We start from the raw sequence: 20,159 nt of genomic DNA on the forward strand, positions 1-20,159 counted from the left end.
TTTTTCTAACCAAAATTTTTCATAACCTAGCCAAGTATAGAATAATGTTAGTAATGAAATAATTAACCATAAGATATTTGATTTATTGTTCTTTTTCATAAAAGTAACTTTATTTAATATAAAACTATCAAATAAATTCAACATTATATAGAATAAGGTTTTAGGGTATTGATAACCAGTAACCCTATTCCTTATTCTATATAAACTAGATTGTATTAATTCGTATCTAATTTATCAATTAAATCTACTAGTGGTATAGGACTATCGCTAGTTCTTAAAATAGATATAAGATTACTACACTTGTCATCTTCACCAGTCAATAATGGTAAATTCTTATTAGAGTATAATTCTAAATCTTTAGCAATATTTGATTTAGGCCTTGCAACCCAATGAAACAACTGGGAGTTATTATCATTAATACCTGTAGAATCAAAAGAAATAAATCCTTTGCGAGCATATTTTGAAAATGCAGGAATATATAAATTATCCAAGTATGTATTAATAATATCGTTTCCTAGTGGAATATTTAATGCTTCTAAAACCAGACTATATTCATCTACGTATTCTTCTATATGTAATATTTCACGTAACAATGGATTAATTTCAACATCAATATTAGAGTAACAATCTTGTTGTTTACGAATGAACTTAAACCTTTCTTCATTATCCTCCTTTGCATATTGAATTATTTTAGGCAGAAAAGTGCCTGCTGATGCCACATGAATAAGCTCTGACCTAACTCGAATAAACCAATCAATATCTTTATTCAACATTTCATTTTCTGTATATTCCATTAGTTATGAATATTAAAAGTTTTAGTACAATTTGAGCAATAAGGTACAATCTGGCATGTCCTTGGTCTATAAGCCAAACTGAATTTTATATCTTTAATTTTTGCTTTAAATTCCTTATCTTGAAGTAATACTTCATTACATGCATGTTGCTCTGCACAATTTCCTATATAATTAGGGCATCCTTTAGGTTTTGTACCTAATTGTCCTAATGGTAAAAGTGCTTTTTGAAGTCTTATATCAAATAATTTCATTAATTCTTCTGTAGTCTTATATGAAACATTCGTTTTACATGCTGAATATTTTTTCCATTTAGCTCCAGCTACTACATAAATAGATTTATGAAAGTTATCTAATAATCTAGCGGTTTTAACAACATTTTTTTCATATTTCCCTAAAGGGGGCATAGTTTTCTTGTGTGTAGTCATATATAAAAAGATGATTTTCAGTTAAATAAAACAAATATACAGTTATTTCTTGTTTTAACAAAATTCCTTCTTTATAAAAATAAGATTTCTATCCGGAAATCTTTTATTAAAGTAGCCTCTGAGTATTAGTGGGTTTTATTATTGATTATCTTATCATTTGGAATACTTTATTTAATTGAATAATATATTTCGGATCTTCCGCATACCCAATCTCATCAAGCCAAAGCAGATAGTTTCCACCTTTATATTTGTATTGAACTTTTGTATAGTAAGCCCGGACACTTTCTGTCCAATGATTGAATTCATAGTATTTCCCTGTGCGTGGATTGGTAAGCCCGAAAAGATTGTGCTTGTTCCGGCATACTGACGAACGGAACCATCCGGTCTCCAGTATAGCCTGAGCCAAAACTATTTTTGGGTACAGGATTCCATTTCTTATGATTTCTTTATAAAGGTTGGGGATGGTAAGTGCAGGAAGTTGATTTTCTGCTTTTATAATGTCATCTACATTCTTTTGCTGTTCTCTTTTCAGGGATGCTTTCCTGTCACTATTTCGGCTGTTACCATCCAATTTCTTCTGATTGTCCGGCCTGACAATCAGGGTATCCTTTGTCATTATCTTACTCTTTTCCCTTTTTATAACATCCTTTTCTACATGCTTGTAGGCCTCTTTTTGTCTTTCTGTTGGCAGGAGTTCCGAATCTCTGGTTATCGTATAGAACTGTGCCGATACGCTTACCGGCAGCAGTATTAACAGCAGTGAAATCAGAATAGTGTTGCGCATTTCTTTTTCAGGGGATTGCCGTAAATACATTTGTGGCATTCAGGCGGTTAGAACCGCAAATATAATAGCTTAATTACAGTAATATGGAAATGCACAACAGAAATCAGTCCGATTTGTTGCCATACGAAAAACTGGCAATACTGGGTATCGACCGTGAAAAGGCAGACAGTTTACCCATGAAAGTGAAGGAGAAGCTGATGGCAGGTGAAGTGACTCCCATCATGCAGGTATCCATCAACGCAAGGAACGGCAGCATCATCACCATGCCGATGAAACTTCAGATGACTACAGACAAAAACGGTGCTCCGGCTCTTATAGCTTATCCGGTACGTGCCGAACTGGACTGGGAACGCAACAAGATTCTCAACCTTACTCAGCAGGAGGCTGAACGTCTGGCCAAAGGTGAGGTAATACAGAAGGCGGTCAACGTAAACGGTGAAAAGACTCAGCAGTATCTGCAGCTTGATCCGGAAACGAAATCCGTCATTCACAGGCGTGTCACTGACATAAAGCTGGAGAAGCGTCTGAAGGACATGGAGAAGGTGAACGACATTGAACTGGGTATGCAGCAGAAGCAGCAGGTACGGGAGGGAAAACCTGTTGAACTGAATGTGGGCGGCGAGAAGGTTTCGGTCGGCATTGACCTGAAGGAGCAGCAGGGATTCAAGCTTATCAAGGGAGACATGAAGGAATGGGAAAGACAGCAGAAGCTCCACTATGATGAGATTCATCCTGAATACCTCGGCCTTGTCATGACTGACAAGAACCGTTGGGAGTATAAGAAGGTGGTGGACAGACAGTCCGTTGAGCGTGCCATTTCACTCTCTCCATCCCAGAAGGGAACAAAAGCAAACAGTCTTAAACTCTAATACTGATTCCTATGGCCAAAAAGACAGATTCAGATAATGATACCGGTATCATCCGGCAGTTCAACGAACTGAAAAAGAAGCATCCGGATGCCATGCTGCTGTTCAGACGGAACAGTTTCTATGAACTCTATAAGCAGGATGCAGTCAAGGCTGCCACAGTGCTTGCCATCGAGATTGCAAATAGGATGCTGCCTGACTACAAGAGACCTGTAAAGGTTGCATCATTCCCACAATCGGCACTTGACGTTTATCTGCCCAGACTGATACGTTCCGGAATCAGGGTTGCAATCTGTGATGCCTTGAACAGTTCTTTGAAGAAGAAGGCCGGACAGGATAAAACTGAAATTAATGACAGAACCATTCAAAACAATACAGATATGGGAAAGAAGAAAAAGGAACAGGGTGCGCAGGAAGCTCCTGACAGAACAGTGGAGAACACTGTTGATGTAAAACCTGCAAGGGAAAAGAAGTCGAAGGCCAAAGTTGAAACCAAAGCTGAGACCAAAGCTGAAACCGGGACGGATAATGAGGTAAAGACCGAAAAGAAGGACGAACAGAAAACGGAAACAGCCCAGGAACGAAAGCCCCGTGAGCCGCAGATGGTGACTGCCAACGGTGAAAAGGTTACTCATGGTCATGCCTACCAGAGTACTACCAATCCTGCCGACTGGTACTTTACCGCAAAGATTGACGGACAGCAGCTCAAGCCGCAGAAGATGGATGCAGCCGACCTTGCTGCCTATCAGAACAAGGAAATGACGGTGCCGCAGCTGATGGAACGCTACTATCCGACAAAGCTGATGCCGAAGGTATCTGAGGAAGCCTTCCGTATGCCGATGGAGATTGCAGGACCGGACGGTTCCATAACCGTTAACAAGTTCAATGTCTATAAGGAGAAGGACGAGCAGCGTCCTGACTTTGGGAAATACAAGTTCTATGTTCAGGTTGGGGATACCAACATGTCTGCCGTGGCTTCACGCCAGGACCTGAATGCCTACTTCGACAGGGTGGCTACTCCAAACCAGCTTATTGAGAAGAACTTCGGGGAACGTCTGCATCTGAAATCCGCATACGAGAAATATCAGCTTCCTGAAGGTGTTGACCCCAAGGGTGTGCGTGTAGCCAAGGACAGGAATGACAACAAGTGGAAAGTGTCGGTTGACCTCGGAGAGAAAGGACAGACTTCCCGGCATGAAATCTCCTTCGATGACGGCTATTCGCTTTTCAAGACCAAGACGGCCACAAGGGAACAGATTGCAGCCAAATATCTGAATACGGAGATAACCGGTATGCTTGCTGCCAACACCGCAAAGGTGGAGAAATCGGCTTCGATGAAAATGTAACATAATCAGAAAACTAAAATACAAGTTATATGTCAGCTAAAATGAATCATGAGGAGCTTGTGGAGCTTCTGCAGGAGGGCAAAATCGGTTTCCTCCGCTTTGTTATGGACAGTGAGAATGCAGATGATTATCTGGAGTGGTGCCGTTCACACGGTACGGACCCTTCGGATGAATCGGCTGAGTTCTATGTGGAACAGACGGACATCGAGCAGATGGACCGTCAGGTAATGGATGACGACAGCTATGGCATCTGGAACTGACACTCAGGGAAACAGCGGACAGGCGGCCATAGACCGATTCGCTGCAATGATGATTGAGCGTATGCAGCAGATGAAGGATACCGGATGGAAACAGGGATGGATTGGCGGCGCATCGGGTTATGCCGGACTGCCGCAGAACGTGGGTGGCCGCAACTATTCAGGTTCCAATTCCTTCTTCCTTCAGATGCATACCGCAGCCATGAACTACCAGCTTCCGGTATATCTGACCTTCAAGCAGGCACATAACCTGAAGGCTCATGTCCTGAAGGGTGAAAAGGCCTTCCCGGTGGTGTATTGGGATATGATGATAAAGGACAGTCACGGCAAGAGGATAAGCACGGAGGAATACCGTGCAATGAGCAAGGAAGAGAAGAAGGATGTGGATGTCATTCCTTTCATCAAGTCATTCCCGGTGTACAATGTGGCGCGTGCGTCCGTAATGGTCGCGTAATAAATATCTCGATAATAAGAGATTAGGTTAGTGTTCAAAGTTTAGAGATAAACAATAGACCTATCCCCGACTGACTTACTTGGAGAGGAAACTCAAAGAGAAACACAGCACGTCAGCAAAGCGATAAGTTAGCTAATTGCCAAGCTACGACTGAATTGCAAGGGGAAAGACAGATATGAGGATGAAGCCTGATTGGTTAAACGATAGTTCAGTGACACAAGTTGTAGTTGTGGCGGAAGGCAGTTACATACGTCATATCGTGGTACTACCGCCTATTGAGCCAAGGCGAGTAGCAAGAACAAACCATGACACGACCGCAGTAAGCGGAGAAAAGAACGAAAGTCGCATCCGACAATCTGTTACCAGACGTTATTACGTGATTAAACGGAGATTACCTAAATCGGAACGCCGAAAAGCTATGAGGATTTGCCTCTGAATATCCGACAAGGTAACGGAACTCCCGTAGTAGTCCGAGCAAGGGAAAACCTTGTACATGGCGAAGGGGAGTAGTTAGTAACTTTAATACAAACAAAAGAAAACGAGAGATTCGTTATGAGAAATCCAGAGATTGTATTAAACACATTATGCCAACACAGTAAGGTCTCGGACTATAAGTTTGAGCGACTGTACCGCATTCTGTTCAACAAAGAGATGTTTTGCATTGCCTATCAGCGCATTTATGCAAAGCCAGGCAATATGATTCCAGGCACGGATGGTCAGACCATAGACCAAATGAGCATTGGAAGAATCGAACGTATCATCGAAACACTTAGGAATGAATCCTACAAACCGAATCCTGCAAAAAGGGTGTATATACCAAAGAAGAATGGCAAGAAACGCCCTCTTGGTATACCATCCGTAGAGGATAAGCTTGTGCAAGAGGTAGTTCGGATGATTCTTGAAGCCATCTATGAGGGGCACTTTGAAAGCACCTCTCATGGTTTCAGGCCTCATAAGAGCTGCCACACCGCTCTGACAAGCATTCAAAGGACTTTTACAGGTGCAAAGTGGTTTATTGAGGGAGACATAAAAGGCTTCTTCGATAACATAGACCACGATGTACTTGTCAGCATTATGCGAGAGCGTATTGCAGATGAAAGGTTTCTTCGCCTTATCAGAAAGTTTCTCAAAGCAGGGTACATCGAAGACTGGAAGTACAACAACACGTATTCGGGAACTCCTCAAGGTGGAATAATCAGCCCAATTTTGGCAAATATCTATCTTGACAAATTCGACAAGTACATGAAAAAGTACATTTCACGATTTGACAAAGGGAAAGAAAGGTCTTATAACAAAGAATACTGTTGTCTCAACACGAAAACAGTAAACCTAAGAAAGAAATGGAAAGCGGAAACAGATGAAACTGTAAAAGCTGAATTATTGACGAAAATAAAAGCCATGCAAGAAGAGAAAAACAAGATGCCATGCAGACTTCCAATGGATGAAAATTATCGGAGATTGAAATACGTGAGGTACGCAGATGATTTTCTGATTGGAGTTATAGGGTCCAAAGCAGATTGTGAACAAATAAAGGCGGACATCACAGAGTATATGATGAGCAACCTTAAACTTGAACTTTCTGCCGAAAAGACACTCATAACCCATGCGAAAGAGAACGCAAAGTTCCTCGGTTTTGACATCACCGTCAGGACATTGGATGTGTTTAAAAGGAACAGCAAAGGAATCAAAAAACGAGAATTTGTTGGCAAGGTCATGCTTATGCTCTCTTCTGAAACTGTGAAACAGAAGCTTCTTAGTTACGATGCTGTAAAGTTTACGAACGAAAACGGCAAAGATGTATGGAAGCCGAAATCACGGGAGAAAATGGTCGGTATGAAACCCGAAGACATCCTTGCACAATTCAACTTGGAAATCAAAGGCTTCTACAACTATTACTGCATAGCCAACAATGTTTCGTCAACATGTGCCGATTTCGGCTACATTATGGAGTATAGTCTTTATATGACTCTTGGTCAAAAATTAAGAAGACATGTAGGGCAAATCAGAGACAAGTACCGTAAGGGCAAGAATTTTGGCATCCCATATAAGGATGCAAAAGGCAAAGAACGGTTCAGAATACTCTATAAAGAGGGATTCAAACGTAAAAGCGCATTAACGGACGATTTTCTCGACCGTACCCCTTGCACTATGTATGTTCCCAAACCAAGCCTCGCAGAAAGGTTGAAACAACAAACCTGTGAAATGTGTGGTGCAACTGACACTAACGTCGTGATGCACCATATACGCACTCTTGTTGGGCTAAAGGGAGATACTCCATGGGGCAAGTTGATGTTGTCGAGACATCGTAAGACACTTGTAGTGTGTGAATCCTGTTATGCTAAAATACAGCTCAATGGAAAATAATGTGAGTTTACTAATGGAGAGCCGTATACATGGAGACATGTATGTACGGTTCGGGGGCAGGTACGGAGAAACCTACTGCCGAAAGGCAGAAAGGCACTCTGTACCGAGCCTACAGACCAACTTAGCCGAAGTACAGCCGGAGAGGATACAGAAACTCATGGACAGGTTCAAAGTTCCGGAACTTAGGGATACGGAAGGTATGTACACCCATGCCGCACTCGACCGTATGGTAGAGACGCAGCAGTGGCTATGTCCGATACGTGCCGATAAGCGTGAGAACGGTGCCTATTATTCTCCCTCAAAGGATATTGTAGTGCTGCCCATGAAGGCGCAGTTCAATATCGGTGATTCTCCGGAAGAAACCTACCGTGGTGGAATGGAGTATTATTCTACCATGCTCCATGAAATGACTCACTCCACCATGACACCGGAGCGTCTGAACAGGGAGATGGGCGGCAGGTTCGGTGACCCGAAATATGCCAAGGAGGAGCTGGTGGCGGAACTTACGGCTGCCATGATCAGCCATTCCATGGGCTTTGATTCCAGGATAACGGACAACTCGGCTGCCTATCTGGACTCATGGATTGGTGTACTGAAACAGGAACCGAAGTTTATCGTATCAGTCATGGCTGACGTGAACAAAGCTTCCGACCTGATTCTTGACCATGTGGATAAACAGCGTCTGGCTCTCGGCGAACAGCCTTATCTGGCAAAGAATGACCCGCTGACTTCAATGAGTGCTGACGAAGAGAAATCTTTCAAGAATGCGGCCATTGTCAAGACCCGTTCCGGAGACTATGCTATCCGTGCGTCATACGATGGTGTGGAGCTGGGGCTGAAGAAGGTTTCCAGGGAAACGGCCAAAACATTCTTCCAGCTTACGGACTGGAAGGACAAGGAGGCTTTCCTGAACATGACGGCACGGAAGACATACGAACCGGAGATTACTATGATGAGCAGGAATCGGAATGCCGGTACAGGACTTGGTATATGAAATCTGTATAACATCTTAAATCGGAAAGCATGAGTGACTACAAGGTTAATTTCAGGGAAATGAAATCCCGTGTGGGGATTGATGACATTGCATATGCTCTGGGATACCGTCTGGACAGGAAAGCCGGTATCGGACGTTACATCGAGCTGGTACTCGGTGAAGGTGGTAACAAAAGGGATACGCTGATTGTCAGCCATCCGAACGACAAGGCGGCACAGACCTTCTTCCGCCGTGATGGTTCCAAGGGCGATGTGGTGACACTCATACGTGAGAATCTGTCTTCCTTTACCATTTCGGGAAAGGATGAATGGCAGAAGATAGCCAAGGTCATGGCACGCTTTGCCAACATGCCGGAACCGGAATACAGGGAGGACAGGGAGTATGTTAAATCGGCAGGAAAATCATCCGGTGTGTTTGACGCTTCCAGATATGAGGTGAAGCCGGTTGATACCGAAAAAATACCGGGACTGTTCTTCCGGCGCGGACTGTCCAAAGCGACCGTTACGGTTCTTTCACCCTTTATTTCCCTTATAAGGGACAGGAACAACGGAAAGTTTGAAGGCTACAATATCGGATTCCCATATACTGACGGAAAGGGAAATGAAGTCAGGGGGTATGAAATCAGAGGACATGGCGGTTACAAGTCGAAGGCTGCCGGTACGGATTCGTCATCTTCGGCATGGGTGGCTGTTCCTTCGGGTATCAGTCCGGACAATGTTAGAAGCGTGTTCTTCTGTGAATCGGCTTTTGATGCCATGGCCTTCTACCAGATGAACCGGATACAGATTGGGGACAGTGCGGCTCTGGTTTCACTGGGCGGCACATTTTCCGACCGGCAGATAACCGGAGTCATGGAACGGTTTCCCAATGCACGTGCCTTCGACTGTTTTGACAACGACCTGGCCGGGCGAATATACGGACTGCGCATGATGGCCCTGCAGGAAGGCATTCAGATGAAGATAAGCAGGACTGACGGCGGCATCCGGATTGAAACGAAGGGAAAGGTATTCGAGCCTGACATGGAGCGTCCCCTACTGGCCCAGGTTGCCAGGCAGCTGAACATCCGGTACCGTATGGGACAGTGGCTTCCTCCGAAGGCTTTCAAGGACTGGAACGACTGTCTGCTGAACAGGCCGATGGAGCCGGTGATTTTACCTCATAAGGAGGAACGTGAACAGAATCTGAGTGAACAAAGGAATAAAGGACGTAAAATCTAAATGAGATGGACAGAATCAAGTTAAGAATAACGGTAGTGATTGCTTTGGCGGTTTTTCTGCTGAAAGGTACGGACACTTTTGCACAACAGACAGACCCGACTCTGACGGGTGCTGTCTTTGCACAGACTTCCACTCTGAAGAATATCTATGACAAGCGTCAGAAGGCTCATGAGAAAATCATTGCTGCCGAGACTGCCGTAACGGTCGCTCTCGACAGGGTACACAGTGTGGAGGAGAAGATGCTGGAATATCTTTCCAATGCACAGGGTGCCATGCAGAATCTCTATCAGATTAAGCGTGCCGGGGAACTGGTGGCCACGGAGATACCTCAGAACTGCAGCCTGCTGCTCAAATCGGTCGGCAGTAACCTGAAGGGAACGGCAATTGCTGCAATCGTCTCGGACGAGCTGGCTGATGCCGCAACCCAGATGGCTGCGCTTTATCCGTTCATGAAGCAACTGGTGACTTCCGGAAGCTATGATACAGGCGGTTCTGACGGAGGCAAGGAGAAGCACAAGGTAAACCTGCTCAGTTCTTCCGAACGGTACTACATAGCAAACGAGGTACTGACCAGACTGGAGGCTGTCAATACCGACCTTTTTATCCTGGCATGGCAGGTACGCACACTCTCATGGAACGACCTCTGGTTCTCTCTTGACCCGGAAGGATGGGCAAGCGTGATGTCCGGCAAGAACATAATAGGTGGAATCGTTGCGGACTGGAACCGGGGATTCTCATTCAATTAATTCAAACAATGTAACTTATCAGGAATATGGATTCAGAAAAGAAGATTATAGGACGCTGTCCGTTCTGCGGCGGCAACGTGGTGAAGACCTGCAAGGGGTATCGCTGCGAAAACAACACAGGTGAGCATCCTTCTTGTGTGCTCAACATCAATGCCATCATCGGCAACCGGAAAATGAATGACGGGGAGATTGCCGAATTTCTGGAGAAACGCCATATCCTTCTGGACGGCTTTGCCACCAAGGAAGGAAAGACTTTCCCGACAGTTCTGGAACTTGCTGATGACGGTGTAGTCAATATGCAGTCTGTTATCGGCAGGTGTCCGCACTGCGGCGGCGAGGTACGTGTGGGAACAAGGGCTTTCAACTGTTCCAACTACAGCAATCAGGAAGCACCGTGTTCATTCGCCATCTGGAGGAATATAGGAGGCCATCAGCTGACACTGGAAGAGGCGAAGGAACTTTGTGAGAAGAACATTACTTCATCCGAACTGGAGATGTACCGGGAGGACGGTTCCATTTACCGCAAGCGTCTCGGTCTGGCTCCGGACAAACTTCAAATCGTAAAGATATGAAACAGGGAAAGAAACTATTGATACTGCCTGCAGTGGCAGTTCTGCTCGGAATGGGAAGTGCCTGTTCCGGCAACAGCGAGAATAAGGCTCAGGATATGGCAAGAAAGGCACTGATGGCTTCGGTGGATAACCCGGAAGCTGTAAAGATTGTCGGTATCAGCAAACCTGACTCTGTATTTGGCCGTGAGTATGTTACCATGGAGGAGAAGATGGCTCTTTCTGTGGCCATGATGAAAATCAGCCGCAGGTTTATGGAGGATACGGATTTTGATAATCCGGATTCAGAATGTCACGGGATGTCCGGAAAGATGAAACGTCAGATGGATGCCATGACGGCACTCCGCTCTCTGATGGTTACGGGGGAACTGAAGCCTGCAGGTGATGAAGCCAGCCATGAACGCAAGCCGTTCAGCGGCTGGAAGGTAAAGATAGAATATGAAGCCACTGATTCTGACGGACAGCCATACCGTTCTGAATACTGGTTCATTATGGACAAGGAAGCGCAATGTGTAATCAGGTCATTTGAAATTCCACTGTTATGAAGCTGAAAAGATTTTTATTACCGATTCTGGCATGGAGTGGGCTGATGCTCACTTCCTGTCATTGTGAGCATGAAGAAGATGACGGTCTTTTATCTTCCCTCCAAGTCGGCAATGTGGTTTGTTCGGACGGCAATATATTGTCCATGGACAAATTCAAGCAATCTGACAAAGAAGCTGTTGCCATAGTTTTCCATGTAAACCGTAGTGCTGAAGCTGACAATCTTGGTTATGCAGTTTACATTCATGATATTGAACCGCTGGCTTTTGCCGACAGTCTTGGAATTGACCAGGGTACTTCTGCATCATTGACTGACGAGGACGGAAATGAGAACACCTATTCTTTGTTCAATAACGATGAAGTCAAGTCACCGATGGCTATCAGGACTTTTGATTTGTGGAGTTATGGGCAATCGGCATATATTCCTTCTGTCCGGCAACTCTCTTATCTGTTCGCTGTCCGGCATCAGATTAATAAGTGTATAACCGAAGTCGGTGGAACTTCGATTAATCTGAATCCTGGTGAATGCTGGTTATGGTCTTCTACTGAAGTGGAAGGGCAAAAGGAGAATAAGGCCTGGCTTTACTCTATGCAGTCAGGAACTATTCAGGAGACACCGAAAGATCAACCTCATAAATCCAGGCCGATAATTTCTATATATACAACCAAATAAATAAAAGTCTAAATATAGTCATCTGTGAAGTTTCAGATACTATATTTAGACTTTCTTCTTAACAGACATTTATCAGTCACAATCAGGTTCAGCAGCCAACAAATGCTCACTCTCATAATCCTCATAAGGTTTTACCCTTCTGTCACTCAAAAAAATATGATTAAGCGTATACTCCAGTGATTTTAAAGTCTGTTCACGAAGTGCTGGTTTCAGTTGACATTCCCATACTGTTATGCAGTGCCATCCCATGGAAGCCAGCTCTTTTTGCTCTTTTATGTCACGCTCCTTATTTTTCTGGATTTTATTCTTCCAAAACTCAGAGTTTGTTTTGGGTAATACAAAATATTTGCATCCGTCATGGCCATGCCAAAAACAGCCGTTTACAAATATTACAGTTCTGTATTTCCGCAATACAAGATCAGGATGCCCCGGCAGACGAGGATGATTAAGCCGATAGCGAAAGCCTCGGCTGAACAAGAACTTACGGACCAGTAACTCCGGCTTGGTATTCTTACTACGAACTGCGGACATATTTTTATGTCGTTGTTCTCTAGTCAATCGGTCTGCCATAAATGATTATTTCAGTTTAATTATTTCCTTTAATTCTTCCACACTATAAGGTGGATTCCTCCTGTGAGTCATAGAATGACAATTGGAACAAAGTGGTACTAGATCTCGCTCAATATCTAAGTTATACCCTTCGCCCATTTTAGAAACAGGTGTTGTATGATGTACTTCTATAAATCCTTTTCCTATATCCCCATATACATCTTGAAAATTCATACCGCAGACAGCACAAGTATATCCTTTTTTATAAAGACATAGTTTTCGATTAATAGGGTTACGTTCGTATCTAATAGATTTAATTTCTTGAATGGTACCTTCAGTCTGAACAGCTTTTTGTAAGAACTCTTCCTCACTTATATCAGTTATAGTGAGAAGAGAGAATATTAATTCAAAGCTGTATCTTACCAATTCAACAAGAATAGACTCACATTCATTAACATTATCCGGTATAGGTATTTTAGTCATTTTAAAATCAAATGTTCTCCACGTAATTGGCCATTTATTTTCCAATAAATCAGATTTATTTACTGAATAACAAGATTTTAATCCTTTATCCACAAGCATCTGTTTATACGAAAAGAAAGTAGATTGCTTTTCTTCTGGTGCATGAGCCATTTCATTGAGAATATACCCACCGTGTTTTTGTGGGTATATTTCAATAACTAGCCTGATTTTATTGTGTATATAAACTTCTACACTGAAATACATCTGGTCTTCATTATAAGGAGAACACACATAATGTACCTCTCCATCTTTAAAGACAGGTTGTATTTCAAATGGCATTGAAAAGTAGTTCTCTAAATCTTGTTTTAGTTTAAGACACAGCTCTTCCATATTATTCTTCTATTGGGAGTTCAGGATCAGGTAAATCTGCTACAAGCCTCTTTAAAATTCTAGATACTGTATATCTCATATCTTCGTAGTTCTCGATTGATGACTGTGATACTGTCGTATTTTCAGCCTCTGCAAGTGCCCATAACAGATCATCAAGACCTTCAACAACTAAATTTTGAGCTAAATAAGGTCCATATATTTTTTTATAGAATGGATGGCTTTCATTGATATTAACAGCATGTTTTCCATCAGCAAGTGCTGGCTCCCATAATGCATTACCCTCAATGGTTTTAACTGGTATAACACGATTCTCCTGAGGATTTACATTATGAAGAATTGATATAGCTTTGGTAAACTTACCATTGCTATTAACTATTTCAGCACTTTCATCATCAATAGGAGTAATAGTTGAACCTTCTAGTTCGGGAGCTTTACTGTCAATATTTTGATTGGATGAGATGTGCGCACCTCTACCAGTATTATGAACATTTTTATTCTCCGTATCTCTGTATCTTTTTTCAGCTTCACGTCTGGGTGCTCCTAAAAATTTCATTATAAAGCTTGCCAATTCTCCTATTAGAAGAATACGGGACTTTTTAATATCGATACTAAGTAGTTCATCAAGTGTATAATCGAATGAAAAATCAACTCTCAGTAATGAATAGTGTGGTTCTTTCTTCAAAAGGCTGAACCAATCTCCACTGTGTATCAAACGATTTTCTCTATAAACATAAATTCCTTGAAAATCATTACTACCACGGGCAGATTTCTCAGCCTCTATGCTGGAATATTCTCCTTTTTTGGGAATAATATAAGCTGCAATATGGAATTTAAGCTGTGTACCATCTGGCATATCAACCGGTACATCTTCTTCCTGTAAGAGTTCTGTATTTTTCTCTTTAGTACAAAATGGATCCCATGGAGAAACTGATTGTGTATTTACTGTTATCTCAACATTTTGTGCACGGCTATCGTTTTTATCTAGATAGCGTTGAAATACCATAGACAGATGAAATCGAAGTTCTTCTAAGATTTTATTCAACCCATTTTGTGCATTCTTAAAATTCTTATAATTTTTCATCAGACGGTCTATCTTCTCCCAAACAAGAAGAGTACCAGAACTTCCTTCTGCTACCATATTCAACATATCCTCTTCATCTGAATCAATAACAGGAAATTGTAATAACCAAGAACCGTTATTTGCTATATAATCTAAATCCCACTGAACCTTCCTCAATTCTGAATCAGGTGAATTTCTGGAAATCAATGAGAATTGTTTGCAGAATGCTGTTGATGCAGTTTTCAGTCCTAATCCAAATTTACCTAAAGAATTTTTCTCTATTCGTTCTTTTGAACCGTATTTCATTGCATTCTTCAAACCGTCCAAATCCATTCCACAACCATTATCCGCAAAATAGACTTTAACTTGCATGTTTGGATCCATGTTTACTTCTATATTGATTTTTGTTGCATTTGCCGCAATTGAATTATCAACGATATCGGCAACTGCTGTATTAAAATTGTAACCAGTATCCCTTAATCCGTTTACAATTCTCTCAGGATCAGGAAGTAACTCAAAATCCTCTTCTGTTTTTTGTTGAACTGTCGTAATCATATATATGTTTTTTAATTATTTTTTATTGAAGGTACTAATTCTAAAGCTCTAAGAATGTCTGCCTTATCTTGGCTCTTACCATCATTCCCTATAATTGCGTATGAAGCAATATCACGTTTCCTTTCAATCCTTTCATTTACAACCTCTTCTACTGTATCAGTGTAATATAATCTATAAACAAATACAGTCTTCTCTTGACCTCGTCTGTATGCACGTGCTGAGGACTGGTCTTCAAGAGAGGGATTCCACTCCAGATTATAGTGTATTACGTGATTCGCTCCTGTTATATTAAGTCCTGTTCCAGCTGCCCTCGGGTTAAGGACCAGCATTGCCGGTTCATCTAAATGATTGAATTTATCAACTATACACTGCCTGTCTTCTATTGGTGTCTCTCCATTTATAGACCATATTTTAATTCCAAACCTGACAGGTATATCCTCTTCAAATATTTCGAACATACGTTTATATGAAGTAAAAACAATTACTTTTTCTTTCCGACTTATAATTTCTTCAACAATTTCACAAAATCTTTGATACTTAACCGACACTACAGATGGATCATCTTTACAAGAACTATCCTTTACTGCATACGGGTGTGTACAATATATGCGTAGTTGTTGTAACATTCCAAGAGAAGGATTTTCTGTATCCATTCCATCCTTCAATGCTTCCAGATAATTACAATATTGTTGACACTCTATCTCCGACATTCGAAGAGGCTGTGTAGATACTATCTTCTCAGGCAAGTCTTTAGCTACATCTGAAACAAGTCTACGTACCATTAGTGCAGAGAGTATTGGCTCAATTTTCTTACCACCTTCAATGTCATCAGTAATGTTTTTCTTGAATGTATTAAGTGTGCCAAGCAAACCAGGCTGAATAAAGTCTACCAATGACCATATATCCGTTATATGATTTTCAAAAGGGGTTCCAGAAACCGCAAGGCTTCTTACTCTATTCAACTGCTTACAGGCTCTAGTTCTGGAACTGTCAGGGTTCTTTATACTTTGAGCTTCATCCAAAACAACCATTTTCCACTTAATCATATTAAGCATATGAATATCACTTATTACAGTAGTATAGGAAGTTATGATCACATCAAATTCAGAAAAATCCCGAAAATTGCTTATCCTGTAAGGCCCATAATGAACTATAACATTAAGTGACGGTGCAAACTTCTTACATTCCCTTTGCCAGTTAGTAAGAAGTGATATTGGTGCAACAACGATTATTGGGGTCATAAACTGACTTTTCAAATATAACATTTCAGTTATTACCTGCATAGTTTTCCCCAATCCCATTTCATCTCCAAGGATACATCCGTTATTTACTTCTAACATAGTCCTTATCCATGAATATCCAGATTCTTGATAAGGGAATAATGTGGCTTTAAGGTCCTTTGGTATACTTGAATCTGTAACTACTGGCTTATGTAAAACGGATTGCTCTACATGATTCTCAACAACATCTAAGTCACCAAATATACTTTGTTCAATAACGCTTAAATACTGTTTTAAATTAATACGCCCAGAAGATACTATTCCAGACTTTGTAATTATCTCCTGAATTATACTGCTTGTTTCTGTTATATAGAACCATATATTGTCACATATGCACTGATCTATAAGCAATCCATTTACAATATCTACAGTTATCTGTTTACCTTTACGAATAGCATAAACATTGAAATATATATCACCTTCGACACTGCTGGTCAACATGATTTTTGCAGCAGCTCCTATTTTAGAGAAACGAGTAGCCGGTAAATCTACTAAAGGGCTTTCACATTCTATTCCGTCTATTCTATTCATATCAGAGAAAGAATAAATCTCTGAAGCACTTAGATGGTAAATATTGTTACCATCCTTCAGCGCCAAATGGTTATCACATATAATCCAGTTTGCCTTCATAATTAACTCATAGATTGAAACCTTTCCAGACTTGCCGCACTTATAGAGATACCTTTATTGGCTTTATAAATCTCGTTTGATTCACAAAGTTTAGTATCAGTTTGAGGCTCTGTTTTATATGGTTTTACAGTTATAGTTTTCTTTTTCAAGTCAATAGTAAAATTATCTGTATTATCTACCAACAACCTTAAAGAAAGAACACAGGAATAATACCATGCTATTGTTGCCAAATATCCAGCACTTGCATTCACTACATTCATTTGATTAAGAAGCGCAGAGAAATAAAAGTCATTTCTGTCCACAGTTTTATTTCCCGCCCACCAGGAATAATCACTTACAAATTTCCAAAGATATGTTGCAACTTTATGTTTATCATCATGTACATCAGAGTAATCATCATTAAGCATTTCCAATGCTGTAGCCATAAAACTGGATTTATCTTCCATAGTTGGAGCCTCTTTTAATCTGGTCGCATATTCTTTCATTCCTTTATGATTAAGCCCAATACGCTCACAAATCTTAAAGAACAGACTCTGATAGCTTAACATCTCCGAACAAAAATCAACAAAATATGAAGCAATTACAAACCATTGGTTAGCTATATAAATTTGTTGTCCAAAAGTATTATTTACAACTGTAGTATAACTGAAATATTCTACCGTACAGTTTTTTTTATTCAACATGTTACGAAAGGTAACTTTGAATGTATCACTCAGCTTAACCTCCTGCGCTATGAACTCATCAGTAAATCTTTTCTTTGCATCTACAAGAACCTGATGTAAATCTTTCAGAATCTGTTTTGATTCAATGACTTGTTCCGTATCTATCACTTTGTTCATATGCCTATATTTTTAATAATTGTTCGACAATTTCTTTTGATAATCTTTTGATAACAGGTATTGCGACACTATTTCCAAACTGATGATATGCCTCCTTTCTTGGAACAACTATATGAAATTCCAGATTATCAGAATTATAATTTTGGTTATCTGCATTTTCCGGATATTTCCAGCCATTCCCTATAATTCGATAACCCTGTAAACGACCTGCTTCAGTTGGAGTTAGTTTTCTGGGATTTAATCCTTTATCAGATTGATCAATAAGAATTTCGCTACCATCTTTCCAATATCTTGCAGATATTGTACTGCTATATACGCTATTTTCATTAAAAAGTGAATAGCCAAATCCCTTACCGTTAGCCTTGTTCCTTTTCTTTCTCTCTTGATGACCAATCCATAACCTATCACTAATAGTATAGTAACTATCAATAGAATCTTCTGGCTCGAAAATATCTGAAACTTTGGTCTTTATTACCTTATCTCCAAGATCTTTCGATTTTTCATATATTGTACTACCATCAGGTGCTATTCCATAGGGGAATTTAAAAGTTGTAGCTTTAACAATGTCTTTATACCATGCAACAATAAACAATCTTTCTCTATTTTGAGGTACCCCAAAATATTTTGCATTTAAAACATCATAGTTATATGCATACCCCAATTCATCTAATGTTGCTAAAATCGTTTTAAGTGTTTCGCCTTTCATATGAGTCTTCAATCCTTTTACATTTTCCAGGAACAACACTTTTGGTGGAATACCTGAATCAATTTTTTGCTTAACAATATTAGCTATATTAAAGAACAAAGTTCCACGAGTATCTTCAAACCCACGTCTTAAACCTGCAATAGAAAAGGGTTGACAAGGAAAGCCTCCACAACAGACATCAAATGCAGGAATACTTTCTGGTATTGCTTCTGTTATATCGTTGTTAAAAAACAGATAATTCCCATAACTATCTTTTTGGAAAAGATCTGGTTCTATATCTTTATAGTTAGCTTCATATGAAATTCGTGCATATTTATCCCATTCACTGGCAAACACACATTTTCCTCCAACACTATGCATTGCAGTATGAAAGCCTCCAATACCAGCAAACAAATCTATAAATGTAAATTTATTTTTCTTCATCAACTTTTCTTTTTAACAAACGATTGTAAAGATTCCTTGGAAATCTGCAATACTGATTTATGTAAATGTTCAGGAATATCATCTATTACATCATTATTTTTTTTATCACTATTTACAATATACATGGACTGAGCAATTTCCAGAAATTTATTAAATTGTTTCAACCCCCATTGGTTGTAAACAGTATACTGAAGTCCGTCATTTAGTGTTATTAATTCATCTGATTCAAGAAAATATCTTGAAGACAAATCAGCATTGTCTTTCATCCATTCCTGTACAACTGATAATGGACGTATGACACCTCTTTGTTTACTTATTATGCCCGATGGGAACACTCTTTCAAGTTCATTATATGTGATACCAGGATGTTCTTTAACATATTGCTTTACTACAGCAAGAACAAACCTTTTTTTAGGATAAAACTGGCTTCCATTAAAAGAGAAACGTGTTGTATCCTTTGTACTCGCAGAATGATTTTCCATTTCTTTAGAACAAAGCTGTTTTTGCGATACAACAATTTCAAGATTCCGCATTTCTTCTTCAATCAACACCCTGTCATATCCCTGTTGCACGAGAAAATCTGAGAATATGGATTTAAGTATATTCCTGTCCTCTGAAATACGTTTAATATCCAAACGTAATTTAGATAAAACCTCATTTTTTTCATTTAGTGAAGTTATATAGTCATGAACTAAAGACTTTTTGAAATGTTGAAACAAAAGTAAATCTGATATTTGTATTCCTTCGTGATTACTTTCCTCTAATAGGATTTCTTTACTAAGGATTATATCTTGATTATTACGATAGAAAAACTTAATACAACTACCGAAGGATATGGCTGCCTCTGTCAATAATTCATCCATTGCAAAGCTTACATTATCTGTTTCATTATACTGAAATTCTCCACACTGGATAAAAACAGGAATATAATCGGATTGCACATTTTCTCCATAAGTTTTAGACAATACAATATCAACATTAGAGCCATTAGGTAAATTATAATTCTTAATCAAAGAGCCATTAGTCTTCCTCCATCCTAGGACTCTAAAACAGTTTTCTACTGCAGAAACAAATTCAGCTTTGCTGTAATTACTGTCTAATGTATTTCTTAATATCTCAACTATTTCAAACCAATTCTCATTCATATTTAAGCCCATACAATACTTTCTTAATCATCCCGTTTTAATAACCAGAATAATGTTTTAAAGATATTTTTATCTATAAAAATCATAC

At 40.1% G+C, this 20,159-nt stretch carries 20 protein-coding genes and 2 pseudogenes; 12 read left to right on the forward strand and 10 right to left on the reverse strand.

What is annotated here, in order from left to right; translation table 11 throughout:
• Positions 1–215 precede the first annotated feature (215 nt).
• The 3 genes from CZ225_RS10655 to CZ225_RS10665 form a co-directional block, all read right to left on the reverse strand.
• Positions 216–794 (reverse strand): hypothetical protein, encoded by a 579-nt coding sequence (locus CZ225_RS10655; RefSeq protein WP_005837624.1) that lies wholly within the window; start codon positions 792–794, stop codon positions 216–218.
• Positions 794–1,219, reverse strand: coding sequence for a hypothetical protein (locus CZ225_RS10660; protein ID WP_005837623.1), 426 nt, complete (start codon positions 1,217–1,219; stop codon positions 794–796). Before CZ225_RS10660 ends, CZ225_RS10655 begins: the two co-directional genes overlap by 1 nt.
• Before the next feature lie 145 nt (positions 1,220–1,364).
• A complete protein-coding gene (locus CZ225_RS10665; protein WP_005837622.1) occupies positions 1,365–2,003 on the reverse strand; it encodes a glucosaminidase domain-containing protein in 639 nt (212 codons plus the stop codon).
• An 83-nt stretch (positions 2,004–2,086) separates the two neighbouring features.
• Between CZ225_RS10665 and CZ225_RS10670 the strand changes: the two genes are divergently transcribed.
• The 12 genes and pseudogenes from CZ225_RS10670 to CZ225_RS10725 all read left to right on the forward strand — a co-directional run bounded on the left by CZ225_RS10670 (position 2,087) and on the right by CZ225_RS10725 (position 12,032).
• Positions 2,087–2,872, forward strand: coding sequence for a DUF4099 domain-containing protein (locus tag CZ225_RS10670; protein WP_080597354.1), 786 nt, complete (start codon positions 2,087–2,089; stop codon positions 2,870–2,872).
• A gap of 11 nt (positions 2,873–2,883) precedes the next feature.
• Positions 2,884–4,215 carry a MutS N-terminal domain-containing protein gene (locus CZ225_RS10675; protein WP_005837620.1) on the forward strand — a complete coding sequence of 444 codons (1,332 nt, stop codon included), beginning with the start codon at positions 2,884–2,886 and terminating at the stop codon, positions 4,213–4,215.
• Positions 4,216–4,244: 29 nt separating this feature from the next.
• Positions 4,245–4,475 carry a hypothetical protein gene (locus tag CZ225_RS10680; protein ID WP_005837618.1) on the forward strand — a complete coding sequence of 77 codons (231 nt, stop codon included), beginning with the start codon at positions 4,245–4,247 and terminating at the stop codon, positions 4,473–4,475.
• Positions 4,459–4,914: pseudogene (locus CZ225_RS10685) on the forward strand (ArdC family protein); the annotation flags it as partial. The gene CZ225_RS10680 and the pseudogene CZ225_RS10685, both read left to right, overlap by 17 nt.
• A gap of 223 nt (positions 4,915–5,137) precedes the next feature.
• Positions 5,138–5,362 carry a hypothetical protein gene (locus CZ225_RS23350; RefSeq protein ID WP_129585791.1) on the forward strand — a complete coding sequence of 75 codons (225 nt, stop codon included), beginning with the start codon at positions 5,138–5,140 and terminating at the stop codon, positions 5,360–5,362.
• 116 nt (positions 5,363–5,478) lie between these two features.
• The gene (locus CZ225_RS10695) at positions 5,479–7,290 is read left to right on the forward strand and encodes a reverse transcriptase/maturase family protein (protein ID WP_005837616.1); all 1,812 of its coding nucleotides are present in this window, start codon (positions 5,479–5,481) and stop codon (positions 7,288–7,290) included.
• 112 nt (positions 7,291–7,402) lie between these two features.
• Positions 7,403–8,284, forward strand: a pseudogene (locus CZ225_RS10700) (zincin-like metallopeptidase domain-containing protein); the annotation flags it as partial.
• A 29-nt stretch (positions 8,285–8,313) separates the two neighbouring features.
• On the forward strand, positions 8,314–9,501 hold the full coding sequence (locus CZ225_RS10705) for a toprim domain-containing protein (RefSeq protein WP_005837614.1): 1,188 nt from the start codon (positions 8,314–8,316) through the stop codon (positions 9,499–9,501).
• 5 nt (positions 9,502–9,506) lie between these two features.
• Positions 9,507–10,247, forward strand: a complete 741-nt coding sequence (locus CZ225_RS10710; protein ID WP_005837613.1) for a hypothetical protein — start codon at positions 9,507–9,509, stop codon at positions 10,245–10,247.
• A 26-nt stretch (positions 10,248–10,273) separates the two neighbouring features.
• Entirely contained in the window at positions 10,274–10,819 is a 546-nt protein-coding gene (locus tag CZ225_RS10715) for a topoisomerase C-terminal repeat-containing protein (protein ID WP_077154050.1), read from the forward strand.
• Positions 10,816–11,361 (forward strand): hypothetical protein, encoded by a 546-nt coding sequence (locus CZ225_RS10720; protein WP_005837611.1) that lies wholly within the window; start codon positions 10,816–10,818, stop codon positions 11,359–11,361. The genes CZ225_RS10715 and CZ225_RS10720 overlap by 4 nt, the downstream gene beginning before the upstream one ends.
• Positions 11,358–12,032, forward strand: a complete 675-nt coding sequence (locus CZ225_RS10725) for a hypothetical protein (RefSeq protein ID WP_005837610.1) — start codon at positions 11,358–11,360, stop codon at positions 12,030–12,032. Before CZ225_RS10720 ends, CZ225_RS10725 begins: the two co-directional genes overlap by 4 nt.
• Positions 12,033–12,104: 72 nt before the next feature.
• On the opposite strand, the gene CZ225_RS10730 is transcribed toward CZ225_RS10725, so the two are convergent.
• The 7 genes from CZ225_RS10730 to CZ225_RS10760 all read right to left on the reverse strand — a co-directional run bounded on the left by CZ225_RS10730 (position 12,105) and on the right by CZ225_RS10760 (position 20,083).
• Positions 12,105–12,602 (reverse strand): very short patch repair endonuclease, encoded by a 498-nt coding sequence (locus tag CZ225_RS10730; protein ID WP_005837609.1) that lies wholly within the window; start codon positions 12,600–12,602, stop codon positions 12,105–12,107.
• A gap of 6 nt (positions 12,603–12,608) precedes the next feature.
• Positions 12,609–13,433: an HNH endonuclease gene (locus tag CZ225_RS10735; RefSeq protein WP_005837607.1), complete on the reverse strand. Its 825-nt coding sequence runs from the start codon at positions 13,431–13,433 to the stop codon at positions 12,609–12,611.
• A 1-nt stretch (position 13,434) separates the two neighbouring features.
• Positions 13,435–15,048 carry an ATP-binding protein gene (locus CZ225_RS10740; protein WP_005837606.1) on the reverse strand — a complete coding sequence of 538 codons (1,614 nt, stop codon included), beginning with the start codon at positions 15,046–15,048 and terminating at the stop codon, positions 13,435–13,437.
• An 11-nt stretch (positions 15,049–15,059) separates the two neighbouring features.
• Entirely contained in the window at positions 15,060–16,859 is a 1,800-nt protein-coding gene (locus CZ225_RS10745; protein WP_225684370.1) for a DEAD/DEAH box helicase, read from the reverse strand.
• 101 nt (positions 16,860–16,960) lie between these two features.
• Positions 16,961–17,797 (reverse strand): hypothetical protein, encoded by an 837-nt coding sequence (locus tag CZ225_RS10750; protein ID WP_005837604.1) that lies wholly within the window; start codon positions 17,795–17,797, stop codon positions 16,961–16,963.
• A gap of 4 nt (positions 17,798–17,801) precedes the next feature.
• Positions 17,802–18,926, reverse strand: coding sequence for a DNA (cytosine-5-)-methyltransferase (dcm, locus tag CZ225_RS10755; protein WP_005837603.1), 1,125 nt, complete (start codon positions 18,924–18,926; stop codon positions 17,802–17,804).
• Entirely contained in the window at positions 18,926–20,083 is a 1,158-nt protein-coding gene (locus CZ225_RS10760; RefSeq protein ID WP_032598404.1) for a hypothetical protein, read from the reverse strand. Before CZ225_RS10760 ends, dcm begins: the two co-directional genes overlap by 1 nt.
• Positions 20,084–20,159 lie beyond the last annotated feature (76 nt).

Source organism: Bacteroides bouchesdurhonensis, assembly GCF_900155865.1.
GTDB lineage: Bacteria > Bacteroidota > Bacteroidia > Bacteroidales > Bacteroidaceae > Bacteroides > Bacteroides bouchesdurhonensis.